Source organism: Chitinophaga sp. YIM B06452 (assembly GCF_039655965.1).
Lineage (GTDB): Bacteria > Bacteroidota > Bacteroidia > Chitinophagales > Chitinophagaceae > Chitinophaga.
Window position 1 is genome coordinate 641,253 of sequence record NZ_JAWLKY010000002.1, and the last position, 18,049, is coordinate 659,301.

21 protein-coding genes are annotated in these 18,049 nt (G+C 49.4%); 7 read left to right on the forward strand and 14 right to left on the reverse strand.

Annotated elements, in window-relative coordinates:
- Positions 1 to 204: 204 nt before the first annotated feature.
- The 5 genes from R3I13_RS12355 to R3I13_RS12375 all read right to left on the reverse strand — a co-directional run bounded on the left by R3I13_RS12355 (position 205) and on the right by R3I13_RS12375 (position 6,322).
- Entirely contained in the window at positions 205 to 2,673 is a 2,469-nt protein-coding gene (locus R3I13_RS12355) for a TonB-dependent receptor (RefSeq protein WP_346318265.1), read from the reverse strand.
- Between the two features lie 315 nt (positions 2,674 to 2,988).
- Positions 2,989 to 4,023, reverse strand: a complete 1,035-nt coding sequence (locus tag R3I13_RS12360) for a DUF2167 domain-containing protein (RefSeq protein WP_346318266.1) — start codon at positions 4,021 to 4,023, stop codon at positions 2,989 to 2,991.
- A gap of 27 nt (positions 4,024 to 4,050) precedes the next feature.
- On the reverse strand, positions 4,051 to 4,476 hold the full coding sequence (locus R3I13_RS12365) for a hemerythrin domain-containing protein (protein ID WP_346318267.1): 426 nt from the start codon (positions 4,474 to 4,476) through the stop codon (positions 4,051 to 4,053).
- Positions 4,477 to 5,766: a prolipoprotein diacylglyceryl transferase family protein gene (locus tag R3I13_RS12370; protein WP_346318268.1), complete on the reverse strand. Its 1,290-nt coding sequence runs from the start codon at positions 5,764 to 5,766 to the stop codon at positions 4,477 to 4,479.
- A 142-nt stretch (positions 5,767 to 5,908) separates the two neighbouring features.
- A complete protein-coding gene (locus R3I13_RS12375; RefSeq protein ID WP_346318269.1) occupies positions 5,909 to 6,322 on the reverse strand; it encodes a BrxA/BrxB family bacilliredoxin in 414 nt (137 codons plus the stop codon).
- Between the two features lie 217 nt (positions 6,323 to 6,539).
- Here R3I13_RS12375 and R3I13_RS12380 point away from each other — a divergent pair, with 217 nt between their 5' ends.
- Positions 6,540 to 6,980, forward strand: a complete 441-nt coding sequence (locus R3I13_RS12380; RefSeq protein WP_346318270.1) for an Hsp20/alpha crystallin family protein — start codon at positions 6,540 to 6,542, stop codon at positions 6,978 to 6,980.
- A 165-nt stretch (positions 6,981 to 7,145) separates the two neighbouring features.
- Positions 7,146 to 7,979, forward strand: a complete 834-nt coding sequence (locus R3I13_RS12385; RefSeq protein WP_346318271.1) for a hypothetical protein — start codon at positions 7,146 to 7,148, stop codon at positions 7,977 to 7,979.
- Position 7,980: 1 nt separating this feature from the next.
- On the opposite strand, the gene R3I13_RS12390 is transcribed toward R3I13_RS12385, so the two are convergent.
- From R3I13_RS12390 to R3I13_RS12400, 3 genes are all read right to left on the reverse strand, one after another.
- The gene (locus R3I13_RS12390; RefSeq protein WP_346318272.1) at positions 7,981 to 8,448 is read right to left on the reverse strand and encodes a nuclear transport factor 2 family protein; all 468 of its coding nucleotides are present in this window, start codon (positions 8,446 to 8,448) and stop codon (positions 7,981 to 7,983) included.
- Positions 8,449 to 8,953: 505 nt separating this feature from the next.
- Positions 8,954 to 10,351 carry an arginine decarboxylase gene (locus R3I13_RS12395; RefSeq protein ID WP_346318273.1) on the reverse strand — a complete coding sequence of 466 codons (1,398 nt, stop codon included), beginning with the start codon at positions 10,349 to 10,351 and terminating at the stop codon, positions 8,954 to 8,956.
- 303 nt (positions 10,352 to 10,654) lie between these two features.
- Entirely contained in the window at positions 10,655 to 11,284 is a 630-nt protein-coding gene (locus tag R3I13_RS12400; protein WP_346318274.1) for a WbqC family protein, read from the reverse strand.
- A 341-nt stretch (positions 11,285 to 11,625) separates the two neighbouring features.
- On the opposite strand from R3I13_RS12400, the gene R3I13_RS12405 reads away from it, so the two are divergent.
- The 3 genes from R3I13_RS12405 (at position 11,626) to R3I13_RS12415 (ending at position 12,809) form a co-directional block, all read left to right on the forward strand.
- Positions 11,626 to 12,081 carry an LEA type 2 family protein gene (locus R3I13_RS12405; protein WP_346318275.1) on the forward strand — a complete coding sequence of 152 codons (456 nt, stop codon included), beginning with the start codon at positions 11,626 to 11,628 and terminating at the stop codon, positions 12,079 to 12,081.
- 130 nt (positions 12,082 to 12,211) lie between these two features.
- Positions 12,212 to 12,505 carry a nucleotidyltransferase family protein gene (locus R3I13_RS12410; protein WP_346318276.1) on the forward strand — a complete coding sequence of 98 codons (294 nt, stop codon included), beginning with the start codon at positions 12,212 to 12,214 and terminating at the stop codon, positions 12,503 to 12,505.
- The gene (locus R3I13_RS12415; protein WP_346318277.1) at positions 12,498 to 12,809 is read left to right on the forward strand and encodes a DUF86 domain-containing protein; all 312 of its coding nucleotides are present in this window, start codon (positions 12,498 to 12,500) and stop codon (positions 12,807 to 12,809) included. Before R3I13_RS12410 ends, R3I13_RS12415 begins: the two co-directional genes overlap by 8 nt.
- Positions 12,810 to 12,970: 161 nt before the next feature.
- On the opposite strand, the gene R3I13_RS12420 is transcribed toward R3I13_RS12415, so the two are convergent.
- Positions 12,971 to 13,342 carry a heavy-metal-associated domain-containing protein gene (locus tag R3I13_RS12420; protein ID WP_346318278.1) on the reverse strand — a complete coding sequence of 124 codons (372 nt, stop codon included), beginning with the start codon at positions 13,340 to 13,342 and terminating at the stop codon, positions 12,971 to 12,973.
- Positions 13,343 to 13,392: 50 nt separating this feature from the next.
- A complete protein-coding gene (pyrE, locus tag R3I13_RS12425; RefSeq protein ID WP_346318279.1) occupies positions 13,393 to 14,028 on the reverse strand; it encodes an orotate phosphoribosyltransferase in 636 nt (211 codons plus the stop codon).
- A gap of 48 nt (positions 14,029 to 14,076) precedes the next feature.
- Between pyrE and R3I13_RS12430 the strand changes: the two genes are divergently transcribed.
- Together R3I13_RS12430 and R3I13_RS12435 are read left to right on the forward strand one after the other, a co-directional pair.
- Positions 14,077 to 14,703, forward strand: a complete 627-nt coding sequence (locus tag R3I13_RS12430; RefSeq protein WP_346318280.1) for an NUDIX domain-containing protein — start codon at positions 14,077 to 14,079, stop codon at positions 14,701 to 14,703.
- A gap of 3 nt (positions 14,704 to 14,706) precedes the next feature.
- The gene (locus R3I13_RS12435; RefSeq protein WP_346318281.1) at positions 14,707 to 15,432 is read left to right on the forward strand and encodes a methyltransferase domain-containing protein; all 726 of its coding nucleotides are present in this window, start codon (positions 14,707 to 14,709) and stop codon (positions 15,430 to 15,432) included.
- A gap of 19 nt (positions 15,433 to 15,451) precedes the next feature.
- Here the strand turns inward: R3I13_RS12435 and R3I13_RS12440 are convergent, their stop codons facing one another.
- From R3I13_RS12440 to R3I13_RS12455, 4 genes are read right to left on the reverse strand one after another with little or no spacing between them, the layout of a single operon-like run.
- A complete protein-coding gene (locus R3I13_RS12440) occupies positions 15,452 to 15,892 on the reverse strand; it encodes a hotdog fold thioesterase (protein ID WP_346318282.1) in 441 nt (146 codons plus the stop codon).
- 13 nt (positions 15,893 to 15,905) lie between these two features.
- Positions 15,906 to 16,388: a pantetheine-phosphate adenylyltransferase gene (coaD, locus tag R3I13_RS12445; protein ID WP_346318283.1), complete on the reverse strand. Its 483-nt coding sequence runs from the start codon at positions 16,386 to 16,388 to the stop codon at positions 15,906 to 15,908.
- 9 nt (positions 16,389 to 16,397) lie between these two features.
- Positions 16,398 to 16,913: an RsmD family RNA methyltransferase gene (locus R3I13_RS12450; RefSeq protein ID WP_346318284.1), complete on the reverse strand. Its 516-nt coding sequence runs from the start codon at positions 16,911 to 16,913 to the stop codon at positions 16,398 to 16,400.
- Positions 16,914 to 16,957: 44 nt separating this feature from the next.
- Positions 16,958 to 17,833 carry a DUF3822 family protein gene (locus R3I13_RS12455; protein ID WP_346318285.1) on the reverse strand — a complete coding sequence of 292 codons (876 nt, stop codon included), beginning with the start codon at positions 17,831 to 17,833 and terminating at the stop codon, positions 16,958 to 16,960.
- Between the last annotated feature and the right edge of the window lie 216 nt (positions 17,834 to 18,049).

An 18,049-nucleotide genomic window follows, 5' to 3' on the forward strand; every position in this document is an offset into this window, starting at 1 on the left:
ATTTGATTAGTTACAGGCGGATGTTCCAAATTGTCAGGGTATAAAGTCATATTAAAGACGCCGGGTTGGGATGATGGTTGCATTTGGGAGGCAACTATTTTCAAAATACTGAAAATCATTGGTATATAAAACAGAGCGCGACCTTCAAAGGCCGCGCTCCTTCCATCCTTATATACCTAAAACATGATTAGGTACGTGTTTGTGTTACTTCACCCTGCTCTGCTCGTCTTCCAGCCCGGTTTTGCGGTTGCGGGCCTCTTTTACGTTGGAATTGCCGAAGCGGTAGGTGAAAGAAACCCTTACCTGGCGGCTGTCCCAGTTGTTGGAAAGTTTTACGGTGCGGTTAGTCACACTGTAAGTGCCGCCGAAGCGCTGGGTGTTAAATACATCGTTCACATTCAGGCGTATGGTGCCTTTCTTTTTCAGCACGGTTTTCTGGAAACCGAGGTTGAAGGCATACATGGGGTTCATTTTGAAAAGCCCTTCCTGGGAGATCTGGCGGGAATTATACCAGAAAGATGCTTCCGCGGTGTACCCCTTGCCGAGGGTGAACGTATGCTGGGTGTTGCCAAAGAAGCCGCCTGATGAGCGTTTGATCAGCTCTTTGTTGACGGTTGTTTCGAAGGCGTTATAAAAAACGGAGAAGGTGGTGAAGGTGTTCCACCACTTGGTGATGGGAACGGGCGCCGAGATGTTCAGGTTCACGTTGTCTTTCTTGGCCACGTTCATATACCTGTACACCACGATGGTGGTATCCCCTGTTTCCGCGTCCACACCGGGTTCCAGGATGCGAGACAGCATGTCCTTCGTGTGACTGTACCCGATGGCGGTGGTCAGGAATGATTTGAAGGTATGCGTGAGGTCGAAGTTACTGGAGTACTGCGGGCGGAGATTGGGATTGCCGCCGGCTTTGGTGTAACGGTCCAGGTAAAACTCGAAGGGATTCAGGTCGTCGTAGCTCGGGCGCTGCAGCCTGCGGCTGAATGAAAGGCCCCACTGGTGGTCTTTCCCGGCGGCATAGCTCAGGAAAACGCTGGGGAAGAAGTTCAGGTAGCTGGTATCGTTCACCTGCTTCAGCGTCACTGAATTGCCTTCCACATTAGTCTGTTCCGCACGCAGGCCGGCCTGTACGCCAAACTTCTTGAACTGTTTGCTGAAGTTGATGTACGCCGCGTTCACGTTCTCCTTGTAGATAAAGTAGTTGGAGCGGTTGTAATCATACTCCCAGTTGCCGTGCCGCAGGGAATCGAAGCGGGAGTTGTTGTCGGAGTCCACGAAGCTCACTTTCACGCCTGCCTCGAACTTGGCGTTGTTCTTCAGCGGGTGGGTATAATCGATCTTCGCGGTCTTGATATTGATGATGGAGGGCTGCTGGCTGCGGGTGGTATCGCCGCGGAAGTGGATCTTGCCGATCGCATCCATGTAGCCGGAGTAAAGGTCGCTGTACTGGTCTTCGGCATTGCGGGAATAATCCAGGTCGATGTTCAGTTCCTTGCCCGTAGTGTCCAGCCGGCCTTTGTAGTTCAGGTTGTAGCTCTGGCGGTTCATACGCTGGCTGTTGACGGTAATGGTGCGGAGGCTCGAATCTACCCTGACGCCGTTGCCGATCCAGGTCTGGCTGGTGCCATCCCCTTTCCAGCGGTTGCCGGCAAGGTTCACCATCACGCCTACCGTATGGTTCTTGTTGAGGAACCAGTCGATACCCGCTTTACCGCCGTGGTATTGACTTTTCTTATTCAGGTAAGAGTTCTGGTCGAACACGATGCGGCCGCTCTCCTCCATGTTGTTCCGGTCTATATCCAGGTTTTCGAACTGGCGGTTGTAGTTGTAATTATAAGAACCGTAGACGTTGATCTTCTCGTTGCGGTGGTTCAGGTTGAGGCCGCCGTTGCCGCGGGGAAGCGCTCCCTGGCCATAGGTGGCGTTCACACTGCCGTTGGTGCCCAGGTTGGAATTCTTTTTCAGTTTGATGTTGATGATCCCGGCGTTGCCTGCTGCGTCATACTTGGCGGAAGGATTGGCAATCAGCTCTATCTGGTCGATGTTGGAGCTGGGCATATTTTTCAGCAGCAGGGCAACGTCCTGGGGAGACATGTTCGTGGGTTTGCCGTCGATCATAATGATCACACCGTTCTTGCCACGCATGGATATATTGTCGTCTTTATCTACCTGTATGCCGGGCGATTGCTGAAGCACTTCCAGCGCCGTGCCGCCCGCGGCCACGATGCTGTTCTCCACATTCACGACCATTTTATCGGCTTTCTGCTCAATAAAAGGGCGTTTACCCGTTACGTTTACTTCTTTCAGGCTGCGGGTTTCTTCAGACAGCACGATGGCGCTAACTTTCACGGGAGAGCCATTCACCTTTACCGGCTTGCTGAAACTTTTTTTCATGCCCATGTTCGCCGCAGCCACCAGGTACTGCCCTTCGGCAATGCCTTCAAAAATATATTTGCCTTCGATATCCGAAATAGCCCCTTTTACGAGGGAGGAATCTTTCACTTTAAGGAGCGTTACGGTGGCAAATTCAACGGGCTTGTTATCTGATCTTAATACAACACCGGTCACTTTACCTTTTTCACTCATCTGTGTGGGGGTCGTCTGTGCCTGTCCATTAAAACTGTTACCTATTAGTAACAAGCTCAGGATCAGCAGCATAAAGTTAGATTTCATATAAGGACGATTATAGATTTGGACTGATTTGAATGTTTTTATAGTTCCTTTCTTTAACAACTACAGTGTAAAGGTAGGTAGTATGTTTTACATAGTACATAATTATACACAAGTGGTCGTATGCTGGTGACGATTGGTAAAAAATTCGAATTGGATACTTGAAACTTGGTTAAGTTAACTCCTGCCGTTCGTTAGGGATCGCATTCAGTATAATAGACGACCGGCGAATGAATATGTTGCAGGAAAGCGCGGGAAAAGAAAAAGGGAACTGCCCTTCCAGGCAATTCCCTTATATAATATTATATAACAGCAGTGTCAGGATGCGGCAGATCCGTCTTTCCGCTCCTCCTCCACTGCCGCCGCTGTTTCCGGCCCTTCAGGTTCAGTTTTTGGAGCAGGCATCACCCAGCCTTCTTCCAGCTCATTCTTCCTCCTCCGCCCGGTGATCCAGCGCCATATGGCAGCGCCGAAGGCAATCAGCCCCAGCACGATGAACTTCCCGAATTTCAGGAGCACGGCAAACAGCCCGGCCTTGGCCAACACCTTACCCGCTACCAGCCCGCCGATGGTCCAGGCGGCCACCTCATCCACATCCGGGTTAAAATCCGCATAGCTTTCCCCTTGCTCAAAGCTGGCAGATGCAATGATGGCAGGTACATTCCGCCGGATGACCGGCAGCTGGTCCATCGTGCCAATGGCATTCATCACCAGCACGCCTTTCCGGCCCAGGATCCTGACGTTGTAATTCAACGTATGATTTTCTTCGTCTCCAAACTTCAGCTCTTTCGCCCAGTGAAGCGTTTTCTTCGTTTTATCATAATAAGGCGAGGCAGCCCAGCCAATGAACTCTATCGGGGGAAATCCTCCTTTGATCCTTTCAGGGTTGGCTTCGCGGGTTTCTTTCTGCTGGTCTTTCAGCAGGTCGTCATAATTGATCTTGTCTGCATCTTCATCTTTCACATAACCGATCGCATCGAAATAAATATTGAAAATATAGCAGGCTTCATCCATAGGCCCAAGGGAATCAGGCACCAGCGAACCGATCGTGGTCATTTCCGGGTTTCCCCAGATATCTTCCAGCAGGCGGTGGCTTTGTTTGGCATCGAGGAAGCGGAAACCTTTGGGAACGGTCAGCACAGCGCCGTTGCTCAGTTTGATAACACCGGTCTGGTAAGTAAAGGATGCGTTCACGGAATCCGCATATACTTTAAACAGCGCTTTCGCTTCTTCTTCAGAGAGCTCAACTTCGGGCGCTTCGGCAGCACGGGGACCGCTGGTATCCAGCTTTTGGGCATGGGCAGACAGGCATATAGCCAGCGCGCAAACAATCGGGAGGACTATTTTTTTCATGATATAGAGATTTGTGGGTTGAGGTCCTTAGTCGAACCTGAGCTTATCCAGCACATCGGGCAACAGCTCCTGCATCTTCTCGAACACGATGCGTTCTTCTTTACGGATATGCGCTTCCAGGTTGCGGGCCAGTGTATCCATGTCCGTTACCAGGTCCTTACTATCCACCAGCGCACTGTACATGCCTGAAATGATGCGGTGTTCGTCCAGCAGTTCGTCGAGCATGGCGTCCATTTCCGGGAGGAAGCCACGACATTGTTCAAACAGGTGGTCTTCTTTCTGGATATGCGGCACCATTACTTCCTGGAATACTTTTACCATGTAATCCATCTTGGCATTGGTTTCCAGCGGGTAGCCCTCGTACGGGGCGGCATCTTTTTTCAGGTACCTGCACACAAAAAGCAGGCTTTTATGTTCGTGCGAAAGTGGAATCAAATTCTGATGACGCTGCATCTATGCTGTTTTAGGCGTATTCGTTCTGCGGGCGTACCAGATCAGCACGGCCCCTCCTATCACCAGCAGGCTGGCGATCAGCTCTGCCTGGGTCGGATGGAAGCCGAAGATATCATATTTTGTATTTACCCGTATCTTTTCCACGAAAAAACGCTCTATCCCATTGAGTATCAGGTATATGCCGAAGATCACGCCGGGTGTGGTCACTTTTTTGCGGATGGCCATCAGCACGATGAAGAACAGGCCGCAGACGATAATCTCATACAAAGGCGTAGGGAAAACACCTACAGGCAGGGCGCTGCAATACTCCCCGCTGCAGCCGTCCAGCTTGATGCCGTCGTTCACCACGTTGTGCGGGTAACTGTATGCTACAAACCAATCCGGGAGCCAGCTCAGTGATGCCGGTTTCTCAAAGCTGCGGTGCGGCACGTTCTCAAGGCTGCCGAACTGGCGAACGAAATAATCCGCGTTTTTTTGAATGATCTCCTGGTACTGGGCCGGCGCTATCTTCACCACTTTACCGGTGGCCGCATCCGTGGCATAGGCGCTGTTATTGATACCCCAGTCGCCATCGCCCGAAAACTGGCAGCCCATGCGGCCGATGGCATAGGCCAGCATCAAAGCAGGACCGGCACTGTCTATCAGGTGTTTCCAGTTGATGCCTTTTTTGTGGGCATAACGGATAATGACATACGCCGCCACGATCAGGCCGCCGTAAAAAGTAAGGCCGCTGGCGGAAAAGAGGGAACCCCAGGGATCGTTCACGAATTCACCCCAGTTCTCCAGGTTATGGAATATCTTGGCGCCTATCAAACCCGCCACTGCAGCCATAATGGTAAAGTCCGGCACGCGCTGGTGCGGGTATACCATCACTTTCTCCTCTTTGGGCTTGGGAAGTGCTTTCTTTTTCTTTGTATAATATTTATAATACCCCATGGCCGCGGCTACCAGCACGCCGCCCATGAAGCTGCCCTGGGCAGACAGCAGGTAATCGCGCAGCTCTCCCCCGGCATTGCCGAAGAAAAGCCCGAGGACCTTAAAACCAAGGATAAAACCGATCACCGCGCTGATGAGAATATCTCCCATGGAAGCGGGTTTGCCTACAGTGATCGTTTCGGGTACAGGGTGAAGCAGGCCGAGCTTTTCGCGCCGGCGCAACTCCGAGGTCAACACATACGCCGCCGCGAGGAAGGCCAGCGCTACAAAAAAACCAAACGTCTGCAATACTTTCAGAGCAGGGATCTCAACCCCCAATAAATCCTTAAAAGCGTAATACAAGTTAGGATACATAGGCAAAAAAAATGGTGATCTGTTTTCCTATGAACAAAGCCGAATTGAGTCAGTCGGAAAATCAAACCACCAAGTTACATTTCAAATATGAATTAACCATTACGAATTTAAAAACACCATCCGTAACCGTTATCCATAATTATTAACAGTATTCGTCGAAAGCAGCCAGCAGGTTGGTTGCGATCATTTGGGCAGAACGCCCTTCGATCATATGGCGCTCAATGAAGTGAACCAGCTGGCCATCTTTAAAGAGTGCGATAGACGGCGAAGAAGGCGGGTACGGCATCAGGTGCGTACGGATCTGCTGCACGGCAGCGGAGTCGAAACCCGCGAAGCTGGTCGTCAGCCTGTCCGGTTTCTTTTCGCTGGCAGCTACCGCCATCAGCACACCGGGGCGCGCAGTACCGGCTGAGCAGCCGCATACGGAGTTGATCACCACCAGGGTAGTACCGCTTTCTTTTAATACGTCATCCACCTTTGCAGGCGTGAGCAATTCTTCAAAACCATTATCTGTTAATTCTGCCTTCATCGGCATCACGAGTTCCGCAGGGTACATAATTATACGTTTTTTGCAAAGTTAATAATATATCGACATACTTCAATAAATATCGTATTTTGACAGTTTGTCTTGAAATCGAATATCAATTTGACACTTTGTCATCAAAATAACCCCTTTTCCTGCAAATTTTGCCATTTTCCGGCATTGGTACCCGGTTTGATCTATACCCGGCGTAACCGAAAAAAAATGGTTTAACTCAAAAAATAATAACGCTATGACACTCGTAAAATTCAATCATCAGCCGGTTAAGACCTTTAGCAGCCTTGTAGACGACATTTTCAACGGCAAATTCATTAACCGCGATTTCGTTAGCTCCGACTTCTTCGGCAGCCATACCCCGGTGAACATCACCGAAACCAAAGACGCCTATGTGCTCGACGTGGTAGCTCCCGGCCTTTCCAGGGAAGATTTCAAGATCAAGCTGGACGCGCAGACGCTGACCATCAGCGCAGAAAAGAAAACTGAGCAGAAAGAAGAAACCGACAAACACATCCGCCGCGAATACAGCTTCCGCTCCTTCTCCCGCTCCTTTAACCTGGACGAGAACGTGGATGCTGAAAAGATCAACGCGAAATACGATAACGGCGTCCTGAAACTGACCCTGCCCAAAAAAGAGGCAAAACAGGAAACCGTAAAAGAAATTACAGTTGCATAAGGGTTAGGAATAGTTGCGATTTGACATTCGAATTTCAACATTACGGAGCTGCTCTTTCAAGAGCGGCTCCTTTTTTTATGCCCGCAAATTACCACAAACGTTGAATGGCCGGCTTGCCGGATGGAAGTACCTTGTTTAACGAACCATATAAAGCCTACCCCGGATATGTCGGCCACGATCAGCAGCATACGGCGCCTTTCGAATACCCTGTACAGCATCGCTGAAACATGGGTAACGGGCAAGCTTATACGCCATGCATCCTGCCCTTACGAGCAGGCGCGTATCAAAATGCTGTTCGATTACCTTTTCTTCTACAGCCTCGTGCTGCTGCCTATTCTGGGAGCGGTTGCCTACCAGCACGACTGGACCAATACCCTCGTCACGATCTCCTTCATCGCCATTTTCGTGTTATGTGCAGCCATGATGGCTTCAGGCGTTAGTCTTGCCATAACCGGCACCGTAGCCGCGCTGAACACCCTGGTGATACCCATGCTCAGCTCGTTCACCAACGACCTGGACGTATCCCCCATTTATGCCATACCCTGGATGATGGCCTGCCTGCTGGGATTTTTCATTATCAACCTGCGGACAGCCCTGGGATTGAGCGCAATATTGTTCCTGTACCTGGGTCTGGTGGCGCTGATCAAGATCAACCACATTCCCGTATTGCTGCCGCCCACCTACTCCGCTATGGACAAATACGTGGCCACCCCTTTCCTGATGGCGGGGTACATGATCGTCTGCCTGCGGGTTTGGGGAGTGTATTACCTGAATATCACCCGTTTGGAACAAAAGGCCCGGCTGGAGCAGCAGCAGCAGTTCACCGCCATGATCAATCAAAAGCTGACCAAACAGTTCCTGCTGGTGAAAGGGCTTTCGCGCTCGGGTAAGACCGAGAACCTGGAAGGCAATACCGAAATGCTGGACGCCTGCTTCTCCGAGATCGAAAAACAATGCGATACCGCCATCCAGTACCTGGACGGGGCGCGGCCTGAATGACCTATTCCACGCACTTTTCCTTTCTTCTCGTATCTACCAGGTAGATGATCTTCCATCCACCCTCCGGGCTTTTGAACAGCTGGAAAGAATTGACCCCGCAATGGGAGAACTTTTCGTTGAGATAGAACTGGTAAGGGGTCCAGACGCTGGCGAGGGGGCCGTCTACTAAAACTTTGCTAAACGAAATCCGCTCATCCCACACGTCCGTGTGAGGCGAACCTACTGCTGTTAGAAATTTTTCAAAGGAGGCGGTCACCAGTTTGAGGGAGCCGTCTTTAGTGGTTAAAGCGGTCTGCATGACAACGTTTTCGGAGAACACAGCCTTTACCATCGCGCTATCCCCGCGCTTCATCCCCTCAAATAGTTGACGGATGGCACTTTTTACCGCTTCTTCCTCTGAATGCTGCGCTGCCGCGGGGCGGGAACATATAATTAATAAAATAAACGGGATGAATTGAAAGTATTTCATAATAGATTGACCGGCTTAATTTATAGTTAGCAAGTATAGGACAAAAAAGCGCGTAACGTATTTTGTGTAAAAAAGTTGTTAAAAGATACAACGAAGTGGTATTTGCAATCGGAACCAGGCGGATTAATTTTGATAATGAGCAATAAATCGTAACCTATTGCCCGATACCTTGAGAATTTCCTTTTTCCTTATGCCATGAATTGTTCCTTTTTCCTTGTACCTGGAATTCCGTTTATTCCCTTGCTATGAATGTTGGATCGATCTATCCTATGAAATTGTAGGCTCTCCCCCTGGAGAGCCTATTCAATTATGTGATAGTCAGGTATTCCGTAAAACGAAAGCGGCGGAAAGAGAAACAGCGGGTTATCCTTTACTTAAATTACTGAACTGCGGCGGGAATACGGGCCGTTTTGGGACGAACGGTTGCAGCGGGTTATAGCCGCCATAAAACAGGAAACCCTCCGGAGAACCGGAGGGTTTTTAAGTGGATTACTAACCCATTTTTTTAATAACCCAAAATTTTCAACATGCTCTGGGAGGTTTGCTCCTTGGCATATAACCAGTCTTTTAATTGTCCGTTCTTGTCGTACCCCACGATCACATGTTTGGGGGAAGGTATCAGGCAGTGCTTGATGCCTCCGTACCCGCTCAACTGATCCTGGTAGGCGCCCGTGTGGAAGAACCCGATATAAAGGGGCTCCCCGTTGGTCAGCTTCGGCAGGAACACCGCGTTGATGTGCTCTTCCGAAGTGTAGAAGTCGTACCCGTCGCAGGTAAGCCCGCCGAGGTGCACTTCCTGGTACTCCTGGTCCCATTTGTTGATGGGCAGCATCAGGAATTTTTCGCCGATGCCCCAGGTGTCAGGCAGCGTGGTAATGAAAGAACTGTCTATCATATACCAGGCCTCACGGTCGTTCTGCTGCTTTTCGCCCAGTACGCTGTAGATCACTGCGCCGCTCTCTCCCACTGTAAACGACCCGAATTCGGTATAAATGTCCGGCACGGGCACTTTGTTCTTCTTACAAACGCTCTTGATATTGGCCACGATCTCGTTTACGATGTAAGCGTAATCGTAATCGAACCCGAGGGAGTGTTTGATCGGGAAGCCGCCGCCGAGGTTGATGCTTTCCAGTTCGGGAGCGATCTTCTTCAGCTGGCAGTAGAGGTTCAACACTTTATTGAACTGGCTCCAGTAAAATATATCATCCTTGATCCCCTTGTTCATAAAGAAGTGGAGCATTTTCAGCTCGAACTTCGGGTTACCCTTCAGCTTGTCCACGTAAAACTCGAGGATGTCGCGGGGGGCAACGCCCAAACGGGAGGTATAAAAGTCGAAGGTCGGCTCCTCTTCCGCCGCAATGCGGATGCCCAGCTTAACGGGATCCTTGGTGCGGATGAATTTGGAATAGTCTTCCAGCTCCTCTTTATTGTCCAGTACCGGTATCACATTGGTAAAACCGCTGTTCACCAGTTTGGCGATGCTCCGGGTATACGTTTTTGTTTTATAACCGTTGCAGATGATAAATGTGTCCTTGGATATCTTTTTTCTTTCGTACAGCTTATTGATGATATCAATATCGTAGGCGAAAGAAGTTTCGATATGCACCCCGTGCTTCAGGGTCTCCTCCATAATAAAGGAGAAGTGCGAACTTTTGGTGCAATAGCAATAATAGTAATTGCCATCGTACCGGTTCTTTTTGATCGCATCCTGGAACATCTTTTTCGCCCTGTTTACCTGCATCCCGATCTTGGGGAGGTAGGTCAGTTTAAAAGGCGTCCCATACTTATCGATCAGGGCCCGGATATCCAACCCGTTAAATATGAGGTTGTTCTCCTTCACTTCGAAACCCTCCTGAGGGAACTCGAAGGTTTGGTTAACGAGGTCCGTGTAGGTGTTGTTCATTTAACGCTGTGAATGAATTTTAGAGTTAGTAATAAAACTTAAACTACAGTATAAATGAGCTGGAAACTTCTGGTTTATACACCTACGTAAGTCGTTTGACCAGCAAAATCGGATGCAAATCTACTATTTTGTTCCAATGGAAATCCAAAAATTTTCCCCCTTTTTTATGAAAGGTGGATAATTGATTTACTGCATTGTTAATCAATAAAATAATGATATTACATGCAATTAAAATTCCAAACACAGAATACATTTCTCCCTCATATATAACAGCGTGACAGGAATATTACAATTGCTTCAGAATCATTTTAATAGTTCCAGTCCCCTTTTTCCTTCACAGAATAACAGATCGAGGATGCTAAGGTTCGGGAAAAAACCGGTTCTTTCCCCGAAAACCTGGGTGTAAATCGGCGCGTCGCCAGGCAGCTGGCCGGGCACCATATGATCCCTTTTATCGGTGATGCCGTCTGCTTCCTCATATGTTTTGCGGAAGGAATCCGTCAGCCGGATCTCCGGGCTGATACCCAGGGCCTTGTTAGCCCATTCCAGGCAGGCCATGTTCCAATCCAGTAAAAATTCAAACCGCTGCTCATACAAATGTTCCAGTTCCGGTTCAAAATATTCGAACCAGGGGGAACGGCGGTAGGCGGAAGTGAGGGTCTTCCAATGGAGGGCCTGCCAGTTTTCCTCGTTGCTGATCCGGACGTCTTTCATCACCGTCCGCTGATTTTTTCCCTTCGACAGGGGAACGCTCAAAAGTATCACGCCGTTTGGTCCGGCGATATAACAACGGTTCCTGAAACTCACCTTTTGGTAGTGTTCATATCTCTCAATTTGTAATATCTCACTCTCAATTAAAGTTTTATAAAAGTAAATTGATGGAAAATATTGACTTTCAATAAGTAATATTTTTGAATTCGGTGTTGCTGTCATATAGTCACTATTGAACTTTGGGATTTGCAAAAACAAAGAAAACTGGTCGTTTGAAATTTAATGTTAAGCTATGATTGTAACTGCATAATTTATTGAAATGCAGTCCATAGAATAATATTAAATATGCTATTTACTTTAGTAAAATGCTGTTTGAAGCAGAATTTTAAAAGTCAACAAAAATACTAAAGTTCTTAGTCAGAAAAAGAGTTGATTTTGACTGATTTTTATTTGAAGTAAAATTTGAAGTAGGAGGTCCGCTCCCAGCCTTTCGAAAAGGAATCTTTAACGTAATGTTTAGAGGGAGTTTCGTAGGTTTGGAGAAATTCTTAATCAGCAGTTCAATGAAACGGTTTCAATGGTGCCTTATAGTGTTGGTTATCTGGGGAGGACTCAGCTCCTGCGATAAAATGAAGGACCTGGAATTTCTCCGGGTAGCCAGCTTCGATTTTGAGAACCTGAGCTTTTCAAAAAGCACCGTTAAAATGGAGCTCGCCTATTTCAACCCCAACAATTTTTCCCTCCGGCTCAAGGATGCGGAATTTGACGTTTTCCTGGACGACACCAAAGTGGGTCACTCCCTTCAGGATACCCTGATCGACATCCCGGCCAGGGATACTTTCTATTTCCCGGTGAAACTGGAGGTGGAAATGGGCAACGTTTTCAAGAATATGCTGGGCGCCCTCAGCAATAAAGAAGTGACCATTAAAGCAGCCGGAAACTGCAAAGTGGGCAAAAAAGGCGTCTTCCTTCCCTTCCCGATCCGCTGCGAAACGAAGCAGAAGCTGGATTTTTTCTGAACAAAAGAACAGTGCCCGCCTCTGTAACCCCAATAATCTGATGGGAAAGGTCTTCCAGGTGTTCTAAAGGTATCCGTGCTTTATATGCCCTACAGGATGCCTATCGCATTTTTTTGTAAATTTGATCGCTATGTATACGACAAATCAAATATTGAACATACTGAGGGCTAAAAAACCCCAGCTCCAGCAGAAATATCACATTTCTGAACTGGGTATATTTGGTTCTTATGCAAGAGGCGATTTCAATGAAAAGAGTGATATCGACATTCTTGTCGATTTTAGCATTAGAATTGACGGGTTTGATTATATCCGGCTAGCCCATGAACTGGAAGACACCTTCCGCCATAAAATTGACATGGTTTCACGCAAGGGTATAAAACCACAATATCTGCCTTATGTAGAAAAAAGCCTTATCCATGTCTGAACGTAATGTTTCATTACTATTATTGGATATTAAGGTTCCCATCAGTAAGATACTTGAATATACTAAAGGCATGTCCTTTGAGGCTTATGAGGCCGATTCAAAAACAAAGGACGCAGTGGAGAGGAACTTTGAAATTATTGGAGAAGCATCTTCGAGAATCCCTGATAGCTTTAGGCAGCAGCATCCTGGAATTGAATGGAGGATTATTAAAGACTTCCGGAATTTTATTATCCACGAATATTTTGGCATAAACAACCAGATTGTATGGGATATCATACAATACCGGTGTTGCCGGATTTGCTAAAGGAAATTGCTGACTTACTCCCCATCTAAAGAAAATTAGCCGCGGCCATATTTGTAATGTGCAAGAGCTTTAAATTCAGCTACTTAAGGCCTTTTCATAAAACTTTACTACAATAAAAAACCGCCCCGAACCCGGAGCGGTCAAATATCTATCTTGTTTCCTTAATTCTTCTTCACTGGCCCGCCACCGTCTTCAGGTTTCTTGCAGCACTTGGGCAGGGCGTTGTAGGAATCTTCGTTCGCCGTTACATCGTCCGCATCGTAACCCGCATTTGCAATAGAGGTCTTGATGTTCTCAATATTCGTACGGTCGGTGTAATATTTTACGGTCGCTTCTTTCTTTTTAACGTCCACCACCATACTCTTTACCCCCTCTTCCTTCAGGAAATAACGCTGGATCCTGTCTTTGCACATATTGCACTGTACGGTCGGCACCTTGATCTTGGCCGTGGCGAGGGTCTGTTTGTTGGCCTGGGCCATGGCAGCGCCTGCTCCGCACAACATGAACACCAGCATTAATTGAATGATACGCATAGCATGATTTTTATGTCTACAATATACAAATAAACGTAAATATATCCCGTTTATTTCCCCCATACGTCCGGGGCGGAACGCCAGGCGTTCAGGGTGTCCTGTTCGGCTGCGGACACCTGGCCTTTTTCCACCGCCAGCTCTATCAGGGCGCTGTAGTTGCTCAGGGATTTGAAGGGCACGCCGGCAGCTTCGAACGCTTTCACCGCTATATCGAAGCCATAGTTGAAGATAGATACCATGCCGATCACCTCGCCGCCTGCTTCACGGATGGCCTGAACAGCTTCCAGGCTGCTTTTGCCGGTAGAGATCAGGTCTTCTATCACTACTACCGGCTGGCCGGGCTGCAATACGCCTTCGATCCGGTTGCCCATGCCGTGTTCTTTCGGTTTGGAACGCACATAAATAAAGGGCAGCTTCAGCTGGTCCGCCACCATGGCGCCGTGAGGAATGCCGGCCGTAGCCACGCCCGCAATCACGGCCGCATCGGGGAAGGATTCGAACACCATATTGCACAGCTCCGATTTGATGTAATCGCGCACGTACGGAAACGACAATACCTTACGGTTGTCGCAGTAGATCGGGGATTTCCAACCTGAAGCCCAGTTGAAGGGCTGGGCCGGGCTTAATTTCACGGCCTGGATCTGGAGCAGCTTTTCAGCCACCTGTTTTTCGCTGACATTATTCATAACGGGGGCAAAAGTACGATGAATAATGCAAAGGATTATTTTTGCAGCATGGAAACACCCGTTAATATATATATAAATGAAAAACCGCTCGTAATCGCCAATTTGCAGCAGCACCTGCCCCCGGCATTCACGGCGGCCACCACCCTTTTTTCCCCTTCAGACGAAGAAGTGGCCCAAACCATCCGCCTGCTGGAAAGCGGGGAATTGCCCATGGCCGTACTGCGCAGCCCGGCCCCGGAAACAGTAATGGAGCAGGTGAAAAGCCACTTTACAGAATTCGTGGCAGCGGGAGGGCTCATCACCAGCCCTACAGGCGAAGTGCTGCTCATGTTCCGCCGCGGCAAATGGGACATGCCCAAGGGCAAGCAGGATGAAGGTGAAAGTCTTGAAGCATGCGCCCTGCGCGAAGTACAGGAAGAAACCGGCCTTCAGAATATCAGGCTCGGGCATCTTATCACGGAGACCTGGCATTATTACTCCCTGAAAGACAAAAAAATACTGAAACACAGCTACTGGTACCGGATGTACTTCACCGGCACGGAACTGACCGTTCCGCAGATCGAGGAGGATATTATGGACATCCAGTGGATACGCCCCGATAACCTGGGCAAGTATATGCAATACTCTTACCAGAACATCGTTGATGTGGTAACGAAAGCAGGATACAAACTATAACCTATGAATGCAAAAGACCATTACGACAACCACCTGGCCGCCTTCTATGCCTGGATGACCGGGAATTTCGAGACGAAGCAGCAGGAACAGGAAGCCTATTTCACCCGCAAACACATTACCCCTTCCGGCAACCGCGTGGCGATCGACCTCGGCGCCGGCCACGGCCTGCAAACCATATCCCTGGCAAACCTGGGCTTTACGGTCTTTGCAGTGGACTTTAACCAGCATCTTCTTTCGGAACTGAACGCCCGCGCCAAAGGCATGCCCGTGCGCACTATCCTTGCCAACCTGACCAACAGCGCGCAATACGCCATGGATGCGGAGCTGATCACCTGCATGGGCGATACGCTCACCCACCTGGAAAGCATACAGCAGGTAACGGCCCTGCTGGAACAATGGCAACTCATGCTGCCCGCCGGCGGTAAACTGGTATTGTCTTTCCGCGACCTCACGCAGGAACTGCACGGGGAAGAGCGCTTCATTCCCGTAAGAGCAGAAGATGAGCGGATCCATTCCTGTTTCCTGGAATATTTCCCGGGATTTGTAAGGGTGTTCGACGTGCTGATGGAAAAAGTGAACGGGCAGTGGATACAGAAAGTAAGCAGCTATCAAAAGCTGCGGCTGGGAATTGAACAGGTAAAAATGATGCTGACCGCCGCCGGCTTCACCGTGAGGGATCATGAAGTGATTGCCCGCATGCATTACCTGGTGGCGGAAAAACACAAATGACCTTCAGGATCGTTGAAACTTAGACCTGCTCGCGCTTTGGCAGGATGGCCACGGTGAGGCGGCTTACGCATACCAGCTTGTGCTGGTCGTCTGTAATACGGATGTCCCACACATGGGTGGTGCCGCCCAGGTGCAAAGGTTTCGCAATAGCATGCACATATCCTTCCCTCACGCCGCGCACATGGTTGGCATTGATCTCCAGGCCCACGCATATCAGCTTTTGCTGGTCTATTACCAGCGCGGAAGCCACGCTGCCAACGGTTTCAGCCAATGCCGCGGAAGCCCCGCCATGCAGCAGGCCGTAGGGCTGAATAGTGCGGTGATCTACCGGCATCATGGCCCGAAGGTAATCGGGGCCTATCTCCGTGAACTCCATACCCAGCCAGGGGCCCATTGTATTGGCCGCATTTTCGTTCAGCTGATCCAGCGAAATATCCAGCGAAAACCAGATTGGTTTCATGTTATATAGCTTTTTACGATTTTATTCTTGAAGCCACCGTTTTCGCCACCGGCCCGGGGAGGAACTGCGCGGCGTCGCCGCCATGGCGGATTACATCTCTCACGAGTGTGCTGGCAATGGTGGAATATTCAGGCGAGCAGGTCAGGAAAACGGTTTCCACTTCATGCTCCATTTTCCGGTTGATGTCTGCGATCGCTTTTTCATATTCAAAATCACTCACATAGCGGATGCCTCTCAGGATGAACTGCGCGCCTATCTGCTTGCAGAAGTTCACGGTCAGCCCTTCATAAGATGTAACCCTGATGCGGGGTTCGTTGCGGTAAATTTCCTGGATCCATTCCACGCGTTGTTCTACGCTGAACATGGGCTCCTTACCCGAATTCACCCCGATACCGATCACCAGTTCATCTACCAGCGGCAGCGCCCGGTCAATAATGTCGGTATGGCCCAGCGTTACGGGATCGAAAGTACCGGGGAATAAGCAGATTCTTCGCATACGATGTTGTTATTGTTCTCCGGGAGCGGGTTTCCTTAATTCCTCCCGGTTGATGAATATAGAGAAAATCGTGGTTCCATAGTTCCGTTGGTCGCGGTAGTAGCTGAATTGTTTGTAGTCGTTCCGCGGCGTATGTTCCAGCACAAACCAACCTTCGGGCTTCAGCAGCTGCTTCCTGAAAATGATCTTCGGCAGCTCGTCTATCGTGCCGAGCGCGTACGGCGGCCCGGCGAATATAAAATCGAACTGCTCGGTGCATTGCTCCAGGAACCTGAACACATCCATGCGCACCAGCTTAAGGTTCACCCCCAGCGAGGCGGCGGTTTTAGCGATGAAGTCCGCCATGGCATTGTCTTTTTCCACGATCGTCTGGTCCGTAGCCCCGCGCGACGCCAGTTCGTAACTGATCGCGCCCGTTCCGCCAAAGATGTCCAGCGTTTTGAGCGTGGAGATATCCAGGTTATTCTCGATAATATTAAAAAGGCCGCCTTTGGCGATATCGGTAGTGGGCCGTGTATGCGGCATATTAGCAGGGGGATTGATCCTGTGACCACCTAATGTTCCTCCTATTATACGCATAATGCCAGTGCATAAAGATTGTGGAAATGATGCGGCGGCAGCTCGTTCATTTTCGGGATGTAGAGATACCCGTCGGGCTTATGCACCCATTCCAGCCGTGGCAGGAAGCGGTTCAGCTCCTGGTATACCTGCGAATCCTGCGTGAGAGCCCCGCCCAGTTTTATCCTGGCCTGCTGCTCCGCAAAACCCAGCTGCCGCATGGAGTTGACGATGTAATACACAATATCAAGCCCGCTCCGGTAAGTGTATTGCTGCTGCATCTGCAGCCTGCCGGAAGCGTAAATGGTCAGCGTAAATTGCTGTGCCGCCACTTCCACGTAAGCCACGCCTTCGGGGTACCAAATATCCCTGTCTGCCTGGTAAGCTTTCAGCAAAGCGGAGTGGGCATGTATCACCTGGTCTGTGGAGAATTCCTTCCTTAAGAAACCCAGCACATCCTTGTCTACCGCAAAAACATTCACCATCCCGAGGTCCTGAAGCGTATCGGTGAGTACGGCTTCGTGCAGCTTTTCCGGCAACACGGCCCGCAGGTAATCTTTTTTGAGCTGCGACTGGTAATGCACTTCCGGCACGAGCGTATTATCCGGCGAATCGAAGGCCAGCAGCACCTGTTTGAAAGCGGTAAACAGGAGCTTGTCCGCGTCAAATATATGTTCGATCATCTCCAGGTCCGCCAGCGCAACGGTCTTCGGCTGATAGCTATAGCTTTTCAGCGCCAGGAACTTCCTGCTCATCGGCAACATCACGGCATAACTGAACGTACCGGCGCCAATCAGCACCAGCAGGGTACAGTTGGTGAGGTCCGTCTCCAGCAGGGAGGCGTCGTCTATCGCGTATGTGGGTTGTATGGTATATGCCACGGGCATTGTAAAATGTTGATGTTTCAGGACACAAAGTCCGCACAATAATAAACAAAAAGCTCCAACGGATACCTCAAATTTGATAAAAAAGAACTGGGCTGTGTGATTCCGGGGCAGCGGGCTCAGCTTTTTTATCAAATTTGAGGTATCCGTTTCCGTACCGGCAGGAAATGCAAGGATGGACAGGCAAAGGAATTAAAACGGAAGATGGAAGGGCCAGTT

Bases quoted from the DNA above. Each gene is read 5' to 3' on its own strand.
- R3I13_RS12355 (WP_346318265.1), bottom strand. From the start codon at position 2,673: ATGAAATCTAACTTTATGCTGCTGATCCTGAGCTTGTTACTAATAGGT.
- R3I13_RS12360 (WP_346318266.1), bottom strand. From the start codon at position 4,023: ATGAAAAAAATAGTCCTCCCGATTGTTTGCGCGCTGGCTATATGCCTG.
- R3I13_RS12365 (WP_346318267.1), bottom strand. From the start codon at position 4,476: ATGCAGCGTCATCAGAATTTGATTCCACTTTCGCACGAACATAAAAGC.
- R3I13_RS12370 (WP_346318268.1), bottom strand. From the start codon at position 5,766: ATGTATCCTAACTTGTATTACGCTTTTAAGGATTTATTGGGGGTTGAG.
- R3I13_RS12375 (WP_346318269.1), bottom strand. From the start codon at position 6,322: ATGTACCCTGCGGAACTCGTGATGCCGATGAAGGCAGAATTAACAGAT.
- R3I13_RS12380 (WP_346318270.1), top strand. From the start codon at position 6,540: ATGACACTCGTAAAATTCAATCATCAGCCGGTTAAGACCTTTAGCAGC.
- R3I13_RS12385 (WP_346318271.1), top strand. From the start codon at position 7,146: ATGTCGGCCACGATCAGCAGCATACGGCGCCTTTCGAATACCCTGTAC.
- R3I13_RS12390 (WP_346318272.1), bottom strand. From the start codon at position 8,448: ATGAAATACTTTCAATTCATCCCGTTTATTTTATTAATTATATGTTCC.
- R3I13_RS12395 (WP_346318273.1), bottom strand. From the start codon at position 10,351: ATGAACAACACCTACACGGACCTCGTTAACCAAACCTTCGAGTTCCCT.
- R3I13_RS12400 (WP_346318274.1), bottom strand. From the start codon at position 11,284: ATGACAGCAACACCGAATTCAAAAATATTACTTATTGAAAGTCAATAT.
- R3I13_RS12405 (WP_346318275.1), top strand. From the start codon at position 11,626: ATGAAACGGTTTCAATGGTGCCTTATAGTGTTGGTTATCTGGGGAGGA.
- R3I13_RS12410 (WP_346318276.1), top strand. From the start codon at position 12,212: ATGTATACGACAAATCAAATATTGAACATACTGAGGGCTAAAAAACCC.
- R3I13_RS12415 (WP_346318277.1), top strand. From the start codon at position 12,498: ATGTCTGAACGTAATGTTTCATTACTATTATTGGATATTAAGGTTCCC.
- R3I13_RS12420 (WP_346318278.1), bottom strand. From the start codon at position 13,342: ATGCGTATCATTCAATTAATGCTGGTGTTCATGTTGTGCGGAGCAGGC.
- pyrE (WP_346318279.1), bottom strand. From the start codon at position 14,028: ATGAATAATGTCAGCGAAAAACAGGTGGCTGAAAAGCTGCTCCAGATC.
- R3I13_RS12430 (WP_346318280.1), top strand. From the start codon at position 14,077: ATGGAAACACCCGTTAATATATATATAAATGAAAAACCGCTCGTAATC.
- R3I13_RS12435 (WP_346318281.1), top strand. From the start codon at position 14,707: ATGAATGCAAAAGACCATTACGACAACCACCTGGCCGCCTTCTATGCC.
- R3I13_RS12440 (WP_346318282.1), bottom strand. From the start codon at position 15,892: ATGAAACCAATCTGGTTTTCGCTGGATATTTCGCTGGATCAGCTGAAC.
- coaD (WP_346318283.1), bottom strand. From the start codon at position 16,388: ATGCGAAGAATCTGCTTATTCCCCGGTACTTTCGATCCCGTAACGCTG.
- R3I13_RS12450 (WP_346318284.1), bottom strand. From the start codon at position 16,913: ATGCCGCATACACGGCCCACTACCGATATCGCCAAAGGCGGCCTTTTT.
- R3I13_RS12455 (WP_346318285.1), bottom strand. From the start codon at position 17,833: ATGCCCGTGGCATATACCATACAACCCACATACGCGATAGACGACGCC.